The following is a 15,278-nucleotide window of genomic DNA, read 5'->3' as shown; positions in this document are numbered from 1 at the left end:
GGGCTGGGTGGGGGTGCTGGGCCTGTTGAGCTATGGGCTGGGGTGGTTGTTTTGGTTGGGGATGCCCGTTGGGGTGTGGTGGCGGTTGGGGGTGTTGGTGGTGGTGGCGGTGGGGCTGTTGGTGTTGAGTTTGGGGATACCGCGCGGGGCGATCGCAGCGGCGGGGCTGGCGGTGGGCTTCGTGGTGGCGGGGGTTGGGGCTGTGTCGTGGGGGTTTGGGATGACGGCGGCGGATTGGTCGGTGATTTTGAGTTTTGAGGATGCGATCGCTGCCTATGGATTTTGTGCCCTGGTCGCGGGTTTGATGAGCCTGGGGGTGAGCGGGGCGGTCTATGCGATCGCACCCTTGGGCCAATGGTGGGCGCGATCGCATCACCGCCAAAACTCCCCTTAAATTCCAAATGTGGTTTTGGAATCAGTGAGCCAGAGGCTCACATTACCCTGGCGAGATTCAGCCTCTGTCGTGCGAGCTTCTAGCTCGCTACTCGCTTCACCCTTTGAAACGGGCTACATCCCCATAATTTCGTAACCCGAATCCACATAGAGAATCTGACCCGTCACCCCACTAGCCAAATCGCTACAGAGGAAGGTGGCCGCGTTGCCCACTTCGGTCTGAGTCACCGTGCGGCGCAGAGGGGCGATCGCTTCTACATGGTGGATCATGTCGAGAATGCCCCCTACGGCAGAAGAGGCCAAAGTACGGATCGGCCCGGCAGAAATGCCATTCACCCGAATATTTTGGGGGCCCAATTCCGCCGCCAAATACCGCACCGACATTTCTAACGCCGCTTTCGCCACGCCCATCACGTTGTAATTGGGGATCACTTTCACGCCACCGAGATAGGTCAGGGTGACGATCGCACCCCCTTCATTCATGAGCGGTCGTGCGGCTTGGGCGAGGACGGGTAAGGAATAGCTGCTAATTTCCAAGGCGGTTTTAAACCCATCGCGGGAGGTGTTGATAAATTCCCCGGTTAAGTCTTCCCGCTGGGCAAAGGCGAGACAGTGGATCAGGATGTCAAAATTACCCCAGGTTTCTTTCACCGTTGCAAAGGCCGCCGCCACCTGCTCATCATTTTGGACATTACAAGGCACAAACACCGACGGATTCAACGGTTCCACCAGGGTGCGCACTTTTTTTTCAAACTTGCCCGCCTCATCGGGGAGATAGGCAACGCCAATTTCGGCCCCGGCGGCGTGGAGTTGTTGGGCAATCCCCCAGGCGATGGAGCGATTGTTGGCGATGCCCGTGACCAAGGCTTTTTTGCCTGTTAAATCTAATAACATAGTTGTGTTTAAATCCTGAAAGTCTAATGATGTAGCCGTACAGATCAGCCCAGTATTCTAGGGTATCAGGCTTGGGCGACGCGATCGCAGACGTTAAAATCAGGGGCGACACCCTTGGAAAAGTCCCGATGCTAGAACTATTGGCCCTGAGCGTTTTTTTTAATCCCGAAGCGCCCCCGTCTCCGTATCACATTGACCCCGGCCAAGGCTATGATGGCGGAGTCTTGTCTGATAGCATTTTCTTGAATTCTGATGCGCCGCCATCTCCGTATCACGTTGACCCCGGCCAAGGCTATGATGGCGTGGTCTTGCTCAACATTGACGGCGAAGCTACCGTCTGCACGGGCGCACTCCTCGACAGTGGCCGCCATATCCTCACCGCTGCCTCCTGCTTTGAAACCCAAGCCCCCGGCATCCCCTCCACCACCGCCGAGGGCGATCGCGTCACCGTCACCTTCGATCTACCCCGTGGCACTGTTGAGCGCAAGGCTGCCGCCGTCCACATTCACCCCCGCTGGGACAACAGCCCCCAACGCAACCATAACCTCGCGATCATCGAACTCAGCAATCTCGCCCCCGCCCAAGCCGATCGCTACGCCATCTACCGCAGTTCTTTTCCCGGCGTTGATGAAATTAATCGCACCTTTACCCGGATCGGTTACGGCATCGCGGGCAATGGAGTACAGGGGGAGGTGAGCGGCTCGATCATCCAGCGCAAGCTGATAGGCGGCAATCGTTACGATGCCTTTGGGGATCTCCTCAATACGCCCCCTGATGGTGGAGAAGTGAACCCGTCTACGGCGAATGCGATCGCCCCCAATACCCAACTCCTCTACGATTTTGACGGGTTCAGCCGCTCCCGCGATGCCCTCGGCCGCGAATATCAACGCTACGACCTGGGCCTGTTGCGGCACGATGTTACCCCCTCCAGCCTGGATGATCCACTCCTTCAAGTCCGCCCCCCGCTTCCCGATCCCCCAGCATCTAACGCCGACAATCCCCCCAACGCTCCCCAACTTCCCCCCGCCCAACTCGCCCAACTCCAAAACCCCTCCCTCCCCATCGGCCTCCCCTGGGAATCCGGCACGACCCAAGGCGACGAAGGCAGCCCCGCCTTTATCGACGGCAAAATCGCCGGGATTGCCTCCCAACGACTCCGCCCCCAAACCGAGGGCATTGACATTACCGACGCACTCGACGGCAGCGTCGGAGAATATTTCCTCGATACGCGAGTTTCTGCCTATGCCGATTTTATTGATGAGATTTTAGGAAAATCGCAGTAATGCCTGTTTAGCCGGTTAAGCCCGCTTGAGCACACCTTTTTCGCATTGTTGGGGCACAACATCGGTGATATCGGTTTGGGCGCAGTAGCGGATATCATCGAGGAGATCTAAGCGCATCAAGCGTTGGCCGTGGCTGGCGTGGCAAAAGAGGGTCACGAGATCCTCTTGCCACTGTTGATAGAGTGCGATCGCGCCGAGGGCTTCATCATTCCCCAACATCGCCCCCCCAGCCGCTTCATAGAACGGCAACGCCACCGCCCCCGCACAAACCGTATCTTCCAGGGAATAACTCCCCTGCCAACCCGACCCCACAAGCCACACCGTTTCCGGTTGATGATCCTTAAGGGCATTGACCACCGCTTGGCGGTTAATCTGGGCGGCGGTGAGCACTAAGGGCGCATCCTCAACACATTGCAGGGCACGAGTGCCGTTGGTGGTGCTCAAAAAGAGGCGTTTATCCTGGACGAGGGAGGCGGTACAAGCGAGGGGAGAGTTCCCCAATTCAAAACCGTCCACCTGTTGGCCGCCCCGCTCCCCCGCCCGGAGTCGCTGCTCAGCGGGCCAGGCCGCGCTGACTTGGGTGAGGATGTCTAGGTCGCGGAAGGCTTGCACCGCTTCCGCTCCGGCGGCGAGGGCTGTGGCGATCGTCGTGGTGGCGCGGAGCACATCGATCACCACGGCACAGTCCGGGAGATGATCGGTCGGGGTCAGTTCAGGGGTGTGATAAACAAAGATTTTCACGGGCGTTGGGGGATAAAAAGGGAAAGGGCACGATACATCTTACGCGAGAAACATACCGAGTGTATAGTCTATCCTAACGAGTTGTATCATTTATGATTCCCTATCCTTCAGGTTCTCCCTCAAGGGCAACCTGCGGAAATCCAGTGAGAAACTTTAAAATAAGAATTGTAATCGTCACACCTTACCGAGTATCCCTCATCGCATGAAGAAGCACTTTTACCCCAGAGCGTCGGCGGCGACTCGCAAGCGTTGGCACGTTGTCCTCGGCCTGACCTTGGCGAGCTTGTTGCAGTGGACGATGCCCCAAGGCGCGATCGCCCAAGACGAACAACCCAATACGCTCTCCTACAGTCAACTCTTGAAGCAAGTCGATGAGGGCAAAGTTCAAAGTATTGAATACGACCCTGAAACCGGCATGGGGAAAGTCACCCTCGCCGGAGAAGGCACACAGAGCTACAGTGTAGACCTCTTCCAGGACAACCCAGAACTGATCCAACGGGTGCGGGCCAACAATATCGATTTCTCCGTCAAACCCTCCGCCGACCACAGCGCCACCGTGGGACTGTTGGCCAACCTTGCCCTGTTGGTGATTATTTTTGCGGTGGTGGTGATGGTGTTGCGCCGTTCCGCCTCCTCATCGGGTCAGGCGTTTTCCTTTGGGCGATCGCGGGCCCGCTTCCAAATGGAAGCCAAAACCGGCATTGTTTTCGACGACGTAGCCGGCATTGACGAAGCCAAAGAAGAACTCCAAGAAGTCGTCTCCTTCCTCAAAGAAACCGAACGTTTCACCTCCATCGGCGCTCGCATCCCGAAAGGTGTCCTCCTCATCGGCCCCCCCGGAACCGGTAAAACCCTCCTTGCCAAAGCCGTTGCCGGGGAAGCCGGTGTTCCGTTCTTCAGCATTTCCGGCTCAGAATTTGTCGAAATGTTCGTCGGGGTTGGAGCCTCACGGGTGCGGGATCTGTTTAAAAAAGCCAAGGAAAACGCCCCTTGTTTGATTTTCATTGATGAAATTGACGCAGTGGGTCGCCAACGGGGCGCAGGCATCGGCGGCGGGAATGATGAACGGGAACAAACCCTCAACCAACTCCTGACGGAAATGGACGGCTTTGAAGGGAATACCGGCGTGATTGTGATTGCCGCCACCAACCGCCCCGATGTCCTCGACACAGCCCTGCTGCGTCCCGGTCGGTTCGATCGCCAGGTCATGGTGGATTTACCCGATCGCAAAGGTCGCCTCAAAATCCTCGAAGTCCACGGCCGCACCAAAAAACTCGCCGCTGATGTGTCCCTCGAACTCCTATCCCGCCGGACTCCGGGCCTCGCCGGGGCAGATCTGGCTAACCTCCTCAACGAAGCCGCCATTCTCACCGCTCGCCGCCGCAAGGACGAAATTTCCGGACAAGAACTCGAAGATGCCCTCGATCGCATCACCGTCGGCCTCAAAATGAAGCCCCTCCTCGACAGCAAGAAAAAATGCATGACCGCCTACCATGAACTCGGTCACGCCCTCCTCGCGACCCTCCTTGAACATTCCGACCCCCTCAACAAGGTGACGATTATCCCCCGTTCCGGCGGCATTGAGGGCTTCACGGATCAAGTGCCCGATGAAGAAGTGGTGGACAGTGGCCTGTATACGCGGGCCTGGATTCTCGATAAAATCACCGTGGCCCTGGGCGGCCGAGCGGCGGAGGCCGAGATTTTCGGGGATCTTGAAATCGATAGCGGTTCTGCCAGCGACATTAAAAAAGTCACGGATCTAGCCCGGCGGATGGTGACGCTGTACGGGATGTCTGAACTGGGACAGGTGGCCCTCGAAACCCCCAGCAGTCAACAGGTGTTCCTGGGTGGGGATGATTGGAATCGCTCGGAATATTCTGAGGCCGTGGCGGCGAAAATTGACCACCAAGTGCGCACCATTGCGATGCACTGCTACGATCGCGCCCGCCACCTGATTCGGGAACATCGCCCCTTGATGGATCGGTTAGCTGAAGCCCTGCTCGAACAGGAAACCATCGAAGGGCAGGACTTCCGCAAGATCGTCGCGGAATATACCCAATTGCCCTCGAAGCAACGCAAGTTAATGTTGGCGAAACTGTAAGGACGACGATAGATTGACCATGGCGATCGCTTCTCTGCCCCCTGGCCCCACACATCCGGGTCTTTGGCAAACCCTTGAGCTTGTCCGCGACCCGATCGCATTTTTTGACCGCTACCAACGGCAGTATGGTCACACCTTTACAACGCGAGTGTTGGGGCCGAAGTCGCCCCCGGTGGTGTTTACCGGGGAACCAGAGTTCGTGCAAGGTGTGTTTACTGCGCCCGTGGATACCTTTGCCCTGGGGAAGGTGACCCATGTGTTTCGCCCCTTAACCGGCGATCGCTCCTTGATCATGCTTGACGGGGCGGAACATCTGCGCCAACGAAAATTACTGATGCCGCCGTTGCATGGCGATCGCATGAAAACCTACGGCGATCTGATCGTGGCGATCACGCGCCAGGTTTTGGCTCAGATTCCCACGGGGCAGACGTTGGATCTGCGATCGTCCCTCGCGGATATTACCCTGCAAATCATCCTGCGGGTGGTGTTTGGCGTGGAACCGGGGCCGCGCTACGACGAGTTAACCGAGCGGATCAGTGCGCTGCTTGATGCGATTAGTGATCCGTTCTATTCCAGCCTGTTCTTTTTCCCGGTGTTGCAGCAAGATTTGGGGGCGTGGAGTCCTTGGGGTCGATTTTTGCGACAGCGGGAGGGGATTGATCGCCTTGTCTATGCAGAGATTCGCGATCGCCGCGCTAGTCAGCAGGACAACCCCGATCGCGCCGATATCCTCAGCCTGTTGTTAACCGCCCAAGATGAAGCGGGCCAGGGAATGAGCGATCGCGAACTCCACGATCAACTAATGACCCTGCTGTTATTGGGTCACGAAACCACCGCCTCAGCCCTGGCCTGGGCGATTTTATGGAGTTACGAAGACCGCGATCGCTGCACGCGGTTGCAAAACGAAGTCACCGACGCGCCCCCCGATCGCCTCGCCGCCCTCCCCGACCTCAACGCCGTTTGTCACGAAGCCCTCCGCATCTATCCCATCGCCCTGATTGCCCAACCCCGCATTGTGAAAGAACCCTACGCCCTGGGGGATTATATCTGCGATCGCGGCACAGTGTTGATTCCCTGCGTCTATCTCGCCCACCGCGTCCCGGCAACCTACCCCAACCCCACCCAATTCAATAGCGATCGCTTCCTCACCGGCAAATTCAGCCCAGCGGAATTCTTCCCCTTCGGCGGCGGCCATCGGGGTTGCATCGGGATGGCCTTTTCCCTGTTTGAAATGAAACTGATCCTCGGCACGATTCTCCAACAATCCGACCTGCACCTCATTCCCCCCGACCAGATTCGACCCCAGCGACGCGGCATCACCTTCGTCCCGGCGGGCGGTGTGACCATGAAACGCACAATCCCGGTTTAAGGGCTGCTTTGGGGCGATCGCAACCCTGAAATCATGAAATAAAACCCTCATTGTAATTGAGTGAGAGGGAATGGCAGGGGCTGAGGTTAGGCATCGATGAGGGTGTAGACTTTGGCTTCCCAGGGAAAAATCGGTTCGCGGCCGATCCATTCGGTAAAGATCATGCGGTCTTGGGTGACTTCCCACCAGTGTTTGCCGGGGGGGGTTTGGGGCCAGGCGTTGACGCAATATTCAGAGGTGGGGGCAAAGGGGTCTGGTGTGCCGTAGTCGGAGAAGTTGGCGACGACAATCACGGCATCGTCTCCCATGCCCCGTTGCCAGACGATGACTTGTTTGCCTTCGGTGTAGTCAATTTGAAGGAATTGGGTGTCGTTGACGGCGAGGCCGGGGGCTTGGGTGCGGAATTTGACGAGGCGGGCAACATAGCGACAGAGACGCTGCCGCCAGGGGTCTTGGAGGCGGTCAAAGTTGACGGGGTCTATTTGTTTGTGGTTGCTGTGTTCGTCGCTGAGGTCGAAATCATGTTGATCGGCGAATTCATCCCCGGCGAGGATCATCGGGATGCCGACGGCGGTGAGGAGACAGACGAAGGCGAGTTTGATGCGGTGTTCGAGGTCGGTGATGCCTTGGTTGAGCAGGTAGTTGTAGAGGCGTTCGTTGCCGAAGCCGCCGACATCGTGGGAGGTGAGGTAGTTGATGGCTTGGGTTCCGTCGGTGAAGCCGAGGTAACGACAGTCGATCAGTTTGCGGACGCTCCATTCAAAGCTGCGATCGCCCGCTGCTGGTTTGCCTAAAATGACTTGGCGGGCGATCTGTTTGAATTTTTCATTCCAAAGGCCATCGAGGCGATTTTGATGGATCAGGGCAATGGGGACGGAGAGTTCTTCGCCAACGACGAGGAATTGCTCGTCGTCGCCGCCGCGATCGCGCCAATAGGCCCGAGCAAAGTCTCGAAATTCCTGCAAAAAGTCATAATTGGCGACATTGTTGACGCTGTCGAGGCGCACCCCGTCGATGTGGTATTGCTCCAGCCAATGGGCGATGTAGAGTTTCATGTATTCGCGGGCGGGGACAAACCAGTCTTTTTTGCCGGAGAGGGGATGATAGCCCTCGACCCAAAAGTTGTATTTGAAGAGATCGCCGCCGAAGCCGTCGCGATCGCCCTGCTCCGGATCATTCACCCCCCACTGCACCATGAAGTCCAAAAAATTAATATTCGTGTAGGGGTTGCCCCGCGCAAAGGCCATCACCGCATCAATAAACACCCGCATCCCCAAGCGATGACAAGCCGCCACCAGAGCGATTAAATCCGTCATCGCACTTGAGGCTTCTTGACTGACGGAGCGGCCGAGATCATCATCAGCCGCGAAAAAATTTGCCGTGCCGTAGCCCCATTCCAGCACATCATCACTATCGGCCGGGGGCAGGAGTTCCAAGCAGTTTACGCCCAAGGTTTTGAGGTGGGACTGACCCGCTGCCACGGCCGGAACATGGGCAAAATCGGGGGCGATCGCCCCCGGTTCCACCAACGCCAAACTATCCCGAAAACAGCCGATGCCTTTTCCCCCTTGGCCCGTCTGTGTCCAACGGGTGGGCAGTTCGTAGATCACCAACTGATTATTTTTCGGCAGTGCCGCCGTCGGGTGCGCCTCATCCCATACCACCGTTGCGCCATCCGCATTACAGGGGATTAACTGTCCCTGGTCATAGCGCACCACACTCGCCGGATCACCACTGGCCACGCCGCCCTCATTGGGGGGAATCGGCGCAAGACGCGAGGGCCGCCGATCCACCGTAGCCGCGAGGGGATCGGTGCAATACAAAATTTCATTCGGGCCCGTAAATCCATAGGGGTTCACGTTTTTGACCTTAAACCAATAGGCATACACTTGACCCTCGATCAGCCCACAATCCGCCGCCGCCACTTCCCACAGATCGGGAAAGTCAGGATTGGGCGCGAGGGGAATTTCGCGCAGCCCTTCACGGGTGGGAATGATGCGTGCAAACAGACCCAGCAACAAACGCGGAGCGGGTTCAGTGCAACCCGGTCGCCACAAAATAAAGTGAGTTTTGCGGCGCAACAAAAGATCTGGAATCATGACGGTCTGCGGGTGGGTTGAGGCGTTAGCTTCCCGATCTTAGGCTGGGGATTGGACGAATCGCAATCCATTGCCCTAGGAATAACCATGTTCGGTTAAAAAGTCGAGAGTGATTGCATCAGAAGGTGTTGCGGTTTGGGGGGTTACCCGGAGCAAACGCTCGACATATTTCCCTAAAATATCGCCTTCAAGGTTGACCCAATGCCCGGTTTGAAGGTGGGCGAGGTTGGTGGCGTGGTAGGTGTGGGGGATGACGGCGACGGTGAACTGGCTCGCGTCGGGGTCGCAGCGGGCAACGGTGAGACTGATGCCATTGACGGCGATGCTGCCTTTATTGACGAGATAGGGCGCGATCGCACTCTGCCATTGCTCCCGTTCTGTCGGCACAATCCCAAAGGTCATTTCCCAGGAGGTGGCGGTTTGCACCGCTGCGAGCAGTTGCCCCACTCCATCCACATGGCCGGTGACAAAATGCCCGCCGATTTTGCTCCCGACCCGCAGGGAGGTTTCTAAATTAACGGGGTCACGATCGCGCGATCGCACGCCTAAACAGGTGCGCTGGAGGGTTTCGGGAGATGCGATCGCGATAAACCCCTGGGGCAGAACCCGATCCACCGTTAAACACACCCCATCCACCGCCACACTATCCCCAAGCTCCAACCCGTCTAAAATTGCCCCCGCCGCCCCCATCACCTGAATCTTGAGTTGATCCATCCCAGCGGTTTCCACCATCCCCAACCCTTGCACCAGTCCTGTAAACATAATTACAGCATTATGATTTCAATTTTTTCCTCACAAGATATCATAGTATAGTTAACCTAAACTCAGGAAATCAAACTCTATGTCTAGAGGCAAAGAAAAAGAGGTAATTGATTGGCTACAGAGTAACATTGGTAAGATTGTCTTACCACATATTGGTGTATTAAAAGAAGTTCGTGAAATTGGAGCCGTCAATGACAATCGAAAAAAAGGAGATGTGTATCTTAATAATGTTTCTGTTTCACTAAAAGATGTTGAAGGCTCATTTCTTTATAACCGACTGTATCGTAGTGATCTTAGTCGTTTAGGGATCTCACCTCAGTGGTTTGATCAAAAAGTATTAGAAATTCATCGTGATGGAATTCAAAGAAATGTTAAATGGCATGGTTCTATGGAGGACAAAAAATTCAAAGCTGTGCTTGAAACATTGATGATGAGCATGAATGCCAAGCAAGGTTTTTCTTCACATCCTGCCGATTTGATATTGACACACCCAAAAAAAGTTAATCATGTTCTAGATATTGCTTTATTTGATTTTGATGAATTTTTTAAACTATTTTCTGAAAATTGGATTACTTATGCATTTAGGCGATGCTGGCATGGTCAGAAAGACACAACAGAACACAATCGCGCTAAACGAATACTATCCAATCCTTCTAATGAAAAATGGTCATTTCATGGAGTCTCAGGTAAACCAAAAGCATGGAGAGAAGACGTTCCTGAAGAAGAGCGTAAAACTTGCTTCGCATGTAGTGTAGAGATAAGGTCTCCAGTAAAATGGAGTGTATTACAAGAGTTTAGGCAGTCTTTGCTTGACAGTGGGTTTCCTATGTCTAATAGTTTTTATGTAGAAAGAGTAGTTCATGCTGTACGTAGCCATTTCAACGGTAAAATAATAACGAGTAGAATGGATGAAAGATGGCAAGAAGTACTGGAGATTGCAACTCAGATCAAGAATTAAATTCATTTTTATTAGCTATGACTGACATGGGATTTGGAAATTTACCAGAAACTGTGTTGCTAGAGTTTTATCAAAATTCAAGAGAATATTATGGCTATATTCCTTTGCCGGGAGATGATGACTGGGAAGACTTTTTGGAAAATGCAGCTAAAACCTTTAGTGATGACTAAGCTAATCGTCATCTAAATTGCACCCTAGTTTTTCTAAGCCCCTTTGTACAAGGGTTTCAGCGCAACTGGCATAATGTAGTTTGAATGCCGATCAGCTTAAGAGGATATAGCGTTTTCGCGACTCACGAGGCACATCTCTTACTTCAAAGCTCTCACCCAAAGAAACCGAGAGGCTTCATACTGTATCTCATCAGTCAAGAAAAAGCTATATTGAGATTAGATACTTGAAAAATATGAATAGTCAAAAAAAATATCAAACACCACTAAGATATCCTGGTGGCAAACAAAAAGATATTCCTTTCTTATTTAAATTCTTTAAACAATGTCAAGAGTTTCGCGAACCTTTTTTAGGTGGCGGTAGTATTTTATTGAATTCTATTAAACGTGGGTTAGCAACACAATACTATGCGAATGATTTAAACCCCTTAGTTTTTAGTTTCTGGAAAGAAGTACAAAATAATGCTGAAGAATTGGCAGATTTTGTTTGGAAATTTCATAAGCAACATCCTTACAGAGGCCCAAGTCGCAATAGCCCTGCATGGCAAAAATTCCGGCAACATCTGACTAATGATTTGAATGATCCAGATAAGTTTCCTGATGATCAGTTTCATCGTGCAGCACGGTTTTTTATTTTGAATCGGAGTACATCGGGGGGATCAACGGAATCGGGAGGAATGACGGCAGCAGCGTATTGCGATCGCTTCACCCGCTCCAGTGTCGAACGGTTGCGGAATCTTCACGGCTTGCTTGATTCTGTGCAGTTAAGCAATGTTGACTATTCCGAATTAATTGCAAGACCAGGACAGGACGTGTTTATCTTTCTTGACCCGCCCTATCTTTCCGCTGAAAAATCTGGATTATACGGAAAAAGTGGTGATTTACATCGTGGCTTCGATCACGAACATCTAGCGAGAGTGCTGTACGAATCACCGCACCGCTGGCTGATGACCATTGATGATTGCCCAGAAGTACGCGAGCTTTATAATTGGCGCGAAATTCGGACTCTAGCTTGGAAAAAATCCTATGGGATGACCAATACCGGAGGGCGACAATCGAAACGTGGTCATGAGCTACTGATTGCTAATTTTCCCCTCGATAACGATATTTTTAATCTAGACCATTTTCCAAAAAGTGTTGTAAAACAGATTAACTTGAGTGAACTCAAAATTCATCCACTCTATGAAGATATTTATGGAAAGCCCGACAAAAATAATCAGAGTGTCATTTATTATCGAAATAAGATCAAAGAAACAGCCAATCTTAACAGTATTCAAGATGATGAACCAATTGATATCAATGAGCAAAATATGATCATTGATGGACATGCTCGTTACATATCATATTTAATCCAAGGAATTGAAGAAGTTTCAATTCGTATTCGATTTTGTTCTGAAGAAACTGAAAAAGCATTTATCTTAAATCATAAACGAAATCAAGAACGCAATAATTTTCAGAAAGCAAAAGAGGTTCTTGTATGGAAAAATGAGTTGTTAGAATATCTCGATGCCCAAATTCAAAAGCATCCTGAATATCATGATGCTATGATGAATATTTCAAAATTCCAACACGGAAGAATTCATTCACGTCAAATTGCATACAAACTTGTTTTTAGAAAAGGAAATAATAGTGGGCCTTTAGTAAGGGTCATGAAGAATATAGAAACTCTAAAAAAAGCAAACAATTTAAATGATTTTAAGATTGCACAAGATGTGATTGAAAAACTTCAAAAGAATATAGCATATACAACCGTAAAAAAGCACCTTCAACAAGCTGGGAAATATGACTCTACTCCTTTAGAGTCACCTAAACATCGGCTATTTCATAATTTAAAGCCTTTATATCTCTTAATGGAGAAACTGGATATTTTCTAGATTCTCTAGATTACAGATTGATCAATCCGGCTAAAACTTCCGTGCTGGGGGCGCTCCAGCCGATGATGCCACCTTGGGCGGTGAGCATGGCGAGGGTGGCGGTTTTGAAGTCTTCAAAGTAGCTAGCGGTGGCATCTTCGATCAGGAGGCATTCGTAGCCGCGATCGTTGGCTTCGCGCATCGTGGTTTGGACGCAGACTTCGGTGGTGACTCCGGTAAAGAGGAGGTGGGTGATCTGACGTTGGGCCAATTCTTGGGGCAGAGTGGTGTGATAAAATGCGCCTTTGCCGGGTTTGGGGATGATGATTTCGCCGGGGGCGGGGGTGAGTTCGGGGATGATCGCGTTGCCGGGTTCGCCTTGGATCAGGATGCGGCCCATGGGGCCGCGATCGCCAATCGTCAAACTGCCCTTGCCCCGCTCCCGTTTCGCCGGGGGACAGTCGGACAAATCCGGCTGATGGCATTCGAGGGTATGAATCACGGTAATTCCCAAGCGGCGACAGGTGGCGAGTAATGCCTGTACCGTGGGGACGATCGCTTGCAGTTTCGTCACATCATTGCCCAAGGCTTCCCCAAACCCTCCCGGTTCGAGAAAGTCGCGCTGCATATCAATAATCACTAACGCCACTTGGGACAAGGACGGCAGGGGATAGGGGTAAGGGTGGGCAAGAATTTCAGCCATGGGTGCATCCAAGTTTGCAGAAACCTTTAGGATAGGGCAGAGCGTGCAATCCAAACCGTATCCGACGAGCCGAACCATGACGAGCATCCGTTTACAAACGCCCCACAGCGGTTATCACTGGGATGGCAGTGATCAACGGTTTTTTGAAGGGTGGTATTACCGGGTCACGCTGCCTCAGTTGGGGGAGACGATCGCGTTTATGTATTCCATCGAAGACCCCCAGGGCGGTCAACCCCACAGCGGCGGCGCGGCGCAAATCCTCGGCCCCCAGGATGGGTATGTGTGGCGATCGCTTCCCGATGTGGATCTCTTTTGGGCAGAGCGCGATCGCCTCGCCTTGGGTCATTGGCGCACCCCCGGCTTACCCTGCCACGAACTCCCCCCCGACCAATTCCACCGCCACAGCACCGAAGGCTACCAAGCCACCGCCCACCTCAATCAGGGCTATCTCTGCGATCCCGCTACGGGGTTTTATTGTCGCTGGGACTATGCGATCGCGCCCCTCTATGGTTGGGGTTCGCCCCATCATCCCCAACAATCAACAGCGGGTTGGCTCTCGCAATTCCAAATCTTTGAACCCGGTTGGCAAATCCTCATGGCCCACGGCCTCGCCAACGGTTGGATTGACTGGAACGGTCAGATGTATTTCCTCCACCAAGCCCCCGCCTACAGCGAAAAAAATTGGGGTCGCGCTTTTCCCCGCGAGTGGTTTTGGTTGAACTGCAATAGTTTTGAGGGGGAGCCTGACTTAGCGTTAACGGCAGGCGGCGGACGGCGGCAAGTGCTGACCTGGGCGGAATCCGTGGCAATGGTAGGGATTCACCATCGCGGGCAGTTTTATGAGTTTGTCCCCTGGAATAGCCGTGTGAGTTGGGAGATTGACCCCTGGGGGCGCTGGGTGATGGGGGCGGAACATTGGCGGTATCGGGTGGAACTGGTGGGGACAACGACCCACACCGGCACACTGCTGCGAGCGCCGACCCTGGGGGGGATGCAGTTTTGTTGTCGGGATACAATGCGGGGTGATGTGACGCTGCGCCTTTTGGAGCGCCATTGGAACGGCAGTGAATCGCTTCTGTTGACGGCGACGAGTTCCACCTGTGGCCTAGAGGTGGGCGGTGATTGGTCGGAGGTGTGGCGATCGCGTGCTTGATTTTTCAAGGTTATCTATAAACCATATCCATATTGGAGGGCTAGCCCTCCAAACCTCCCACTGGGTGGGATATCTCCCCCCCAGACCCCCGGCTAAGGGGCGATCGCATTCATCAAGATTTCAGTGCGATCGCAACCCTCCAAGATATTTGTCCAAATACTAAGCGGACATACACATTGGGCGTTCTATCAGCAACCAGTAACGATGCTTTTCGCGCCAAGCAATGTAGCTTCCTTGGCTCAAAAATCCACCAGTTGAAATTCCACTCAACTCACCATTTCGGAGGCGCAAGTGCTCCACAATTTCAGAACGTGTGTACTGTACTGCTTTAGGCGGAATAGGTAAAACTTCCCAGTGCCGTGGGCTTACACGACAAACCAAGAAGCAACTCGAAGCATTCAGGTATTTGACAGCTTTACCAGGCATCGAGCAGCTATCAAGATTCAGTTCTGGAACTCCCCACGAGATAAGTTGCTGACGCTTGACTTTGTTTCCTTGAGGCGGAAACAGAAGTTGTAATTGTTGGTTTAACTTGGTCACAATATATTTGTACTCCATGAGTATATTTCTGGTTTTTGTGACCCTCACCCTTTCTGATGCTAAAATTGAGCTGCATTAATAGACGAGCTGGCGCCCACATCGGGTGACGGGTCGTTTTTTTTTGGGTAGTGCATTAATGCACGGGACGGAGGAAAATCAGGCTACACAACTACGATAACTAGGGAGACAAGCTCATGGCTATTGAGATGACCTGTCCGACCTGTGGGTCTCACGATATCTCCAAGAACGGCACTAGCCACCG

Annotated in this window: 13 protein-coding genes and 1 pseudogene; 8 read left to right on the top strand and 6 right to left on the bottom strand. The window is 52.9% G+C overall.

Features of this window, described 5'->3' with window-relative positions; all coding sequences use genetic code 11:
• Nucleotides 1-394 (top strand): annotated as a pseudogene (locus tag PN477_RS16090) (hypothetical protein); the annotation flags it as partial.
• 113 nt (nucleotides 395-507) lie between these two features.
• Here the strand turns inward: PN477_RS16090 and fabI are convergent.
• Nucleotides 508-1,287: an enoyl-ACP reductase FabI gene (gene fabI / locus PN477_RS16085; protein WP_272117764.1), complete on the bottom strand. Its 780-nt coding sequence runs from the start codon at nucleotides 1,285-1,287 to the stop codon at nucleotides 508-510.
• Between the two features lie 128 nt (nucleotides 1,288-1,415).
• On the opposite strand from fabI, the gene PN477_RS16080 reads away from it, so the two are divergent.
• On the top strand, nucleotides 1,416-2,570 hold the full coding sequence (locus PN477_RS16080) for a trypsin-like serine protease (protein WP_272117762.1): 1,155 nt from the start codon (nucleotides 1,416-1,418) through the stop codon (nucleotides 2,568-2,570).
• Nucleotides 2,571-2,585: 15 nt separating this feature from the next.
• On the opposite strand, the gene PN477_RS16075 is transcribed toward PN477_RS16080, so the two are convergent.
• Entirely contained in the window at nucleotides 2,586-3,311 is a 726-nt protein-coding gene (locus PN477_RS16075; protein WP_272117760.1) for a 2-phosphosulfolactate phosphatase family protein, read from the bottom strand.
• A 202-nt stretch (nucleotides 3,312-3,513) separates the two neighbouring features.
• Here PN477_RS16075 and ftsH point away from each other — a divergent pair, with 202 nt between their 5' ends.
• Both ftsH and PN477_RS16065 read left to right on the top strand, forming a co-directional pair.
• Nucleotides 3,514-5,412 (top strand): ATP-dependent zinc metalloprotease FtsH, encoded by a 1,899-nt coding sequence (gene ftsH / locus PN477_RS16070; RefSeq protein WP_272117758.1) that lies wholly within the window; start codon nucleotides 3,514-3,516, stop codon nucleotides 5,410-5,412.
• A gap of 19 nt (nucleotides 5,413-5,431) precedes the next feature.
• Nucleotides 5,432-6,781 carry a cytochrome P450 gene (locus PN477_RS16065; protein ID WP_272117756.1) on the top strand — a complete coding sequence of 450 codons (1,350 nt, stop codon included), beginning with the start codon at nucleotides 5,432-5,434 and terminating at the stop codon, nucleotides 6,779-6,781.
• 86 nt (nucleotides 6,782-6,867) lie between these two features.
• Here PN477_RS16065 and PN477_RS16060 read toward each other — a convergent pair whose 3' ends face one another.
• On the bottom strand, nucleotides 6,868-8,880 hold the full coding sequence (locus PN477_RS16060) for an alpha-amylase family glycosyl hydrolase (RefSeq protein ID WP_272117755.1): 2,013 nt from the start codon (nucleotides 8,878-8,880) through the stop codon (nucleotides 6,868-6,870).
• A 75-nt stretch (nucleotides 8,881-8,955) separates the two neighbouring features.
• Nucleotides 8,956-9,642, bottom strand: coding sequence for a riboflavin synthase (ribE, locus tag PN477_RS16055; protein ID WP_272117754.1), 687 nt, complete (start codon nucleotides 9,640-9,642; stop codon nucleotides 8,956-8,958).
• 79 nt (nucleotides 9,643-9,721) lie between these two features.
• Between ribE and PN477_RS16050 the strand changes: the two genes are divergently transcribed.
• The 3 genes from PN477_RS16050 to PN477_RS16040 all read left to right on the top strand — a co-directional run bounded on the left by PN477_RS16050 (nucleotide 9,722) and on the right by PN477_RS16040 (nucleotide 12,641).
• The gene (locus tag PN477_RS16050) at nucleotides 9,722-10,600 is read left to right on the top strand and encodes a hypothetical protein (RefSeq protein ID WP_272117753.1); all 879 of its coding nucleotides are present in this window, start codon (nucleotides 9,722-9,724) and stop codon (nucleotides 10,598-10,600) included.
• The gene (locus PN477_RS16045; protein WP_272117752.1) at nucleotides 10,558-10,770 is read left to right on the top strand and encodes a hypothetical protein; all 213 of its coding nucleotides are present in this window, start codon (nucleotides 10,558-10,560) and stop codon (nucleotides 10,768-10,770) included. Before PN477_RS16050 ends, PN477_RS16045 begins: the two co-directional genes overlap by 43 nt.
• Nucleotides 10,771-11,003: 233 nt before the next feature.
• A complete protein-coding gene (locus PN477_RS16040; protein WP_272117750.1) occupies nucleotides 11,004-12,641 on the top strand; it encodes a DNA adenine methylase in 1,638 nt (545 codons plus the stop codon).
• A gap of 10 nt (nucleotides 12,642-12,651) precedes the next feature.
• Here PN477_RS16040 and PN477_RS16035 read toward each other — a convergent pair whose 3' ends face one another.
• Nucleotides 12,652-13,323, bottom strand: coding sequence for a cysteine hydrolase family protein (locus PN477_RS16035; protein WP_272117749.1), 672 nt, complete (start codon nucleotides 13,321-13,323; stop codon nucleotides 12,652-12,654).
• Between the two features lie 76 nt (nucleotides 13,324-13,399).
• On the opposite strand from PN477_RS16035, the gene PN477_RS16030 reads away from it, so the two are divergent.
• Nucleotides 13,400-14,476 carry a tocopherol cyclase family protein gene (locus PN477_RS16030; RefSeq protein WP_272117748.1) on the top strand — a complete coding sequence of 359 codons (1,077 nt, stop codon included), beginning with the start codon at nucleotides 13,400-13,402 and terminating at the stop codon, nucleotides 14,474-14,476.
• 159 nt (nucleotides 14,477-14,635) lie between these two features.
• Here PN477_RS16030 and PN477_RS16025 read toward each other — a convergent pair whose 3' ends face one another.
• Complete coding sequence (locus tag PN477_RS16025) at nucleotides 14,636-15,034, bottom strand: hypothetical protein (RefSeq protein ID WP_272117747.1); 399 nt, start codon at nucleotides 15,032-15,034, stop codon at nucleotides 14,636-14,638.
• Nucleotides 15,035-15,278: the final 244 nt, after the last annotated feature.

Origin of the sequence: Spirulina subsalsa CS-330 (genome assembly GCF_028330765.1) — a bacterium.
Lineage (GTDB): Bacteria > Cyanobacteriota > Cyanobacteriia > Cyanobacteriales > Spirulinaceae > Spirulina > Spirulina subsalsa_A.
This window is presented reverse-complemented; position numbering and strand designations above follow the sequence as displayed.

Coding starts and splice junctions, on each gene's coding strand:
- fabI (WP_272117764.1), bottom strand. CDS start 1,287: ATGTTATTAGATTTAACAGGCAAAAAAGCCTTGGTCACGGGCATCGCC.
- PN477_RS16080 (WP_272117762.1), top strand. CDS start 1,416: ATGCTAGAACTATTGGCCCTGAGCGTTTTTTTTAATCCCGAAGCGCCC.
- ftsH (WP_272117758.1), top strand. CDS start 3,514: ATGAAGAAGCACTTTTACCCCAGAGCGTCGGCGGCGACTCGCAAGCGT.
- PN477_RS16065 (WP_272117756.1), top strand. CDS start 5,432: ATGGCGATCGCTTCTCTGCCCCCTGGCCCCACACATCCGGGTCTTTGG.
- PN477_RS16060 (WP_272117755.1), bottom strand. CDS start 8,880: ATGATTCCAGATCTTTTGTTGCGCCGCAAAACTCACTTTATTTTGTGG.
- ribE (WP_272117754.1), bottom strand. CDS start 9,642: ATGTTTACAGGACTGGTGCAAGGGTTGGGGATGGTGGAAACCGCTGGG.
- PN477_RS16050 (WP_272117753.1), top strand. CDS start 9,722: ATGTCTAGAGGCAAAGAAAAAGAGGTAATTGATTGGCTACAGAGTAAC.
- PN477_RS16045 (WP_272117752.1), top strand. CDS start 10,558: ATGGCAAGAAGTACTGGAGATTGCAACTCAGATCAAGAATTAAATTCA.
- PN477_RS16040 (WP_272117750.1), top strand. CDS start 11,004: ATGAATAGTCAAAAAAAATATCAAACACCACTAAGATATCCTGGTGGC.
- PN477_RS16035 (WP_272117749.1), bottom strand. CDS start 13,323: ATGGCTGAAATTCTTGCCCACCCTTACCCCTATCCCCTGCCGTCCTTG.
- PN477_RS16030 (WP_272117748.1), top strand. CDS start 13,400: ATGACGAGCATCCGTTTACAAACGCCCCACAGCGGTTATCACTGGGAT.
- PN477_RS16025 (WP_272117747.1), bottom strand. CDS start 15,034: ATGGAGTACAAATATATTGTGACCAAGTTAAACCAACAATTACAACTT.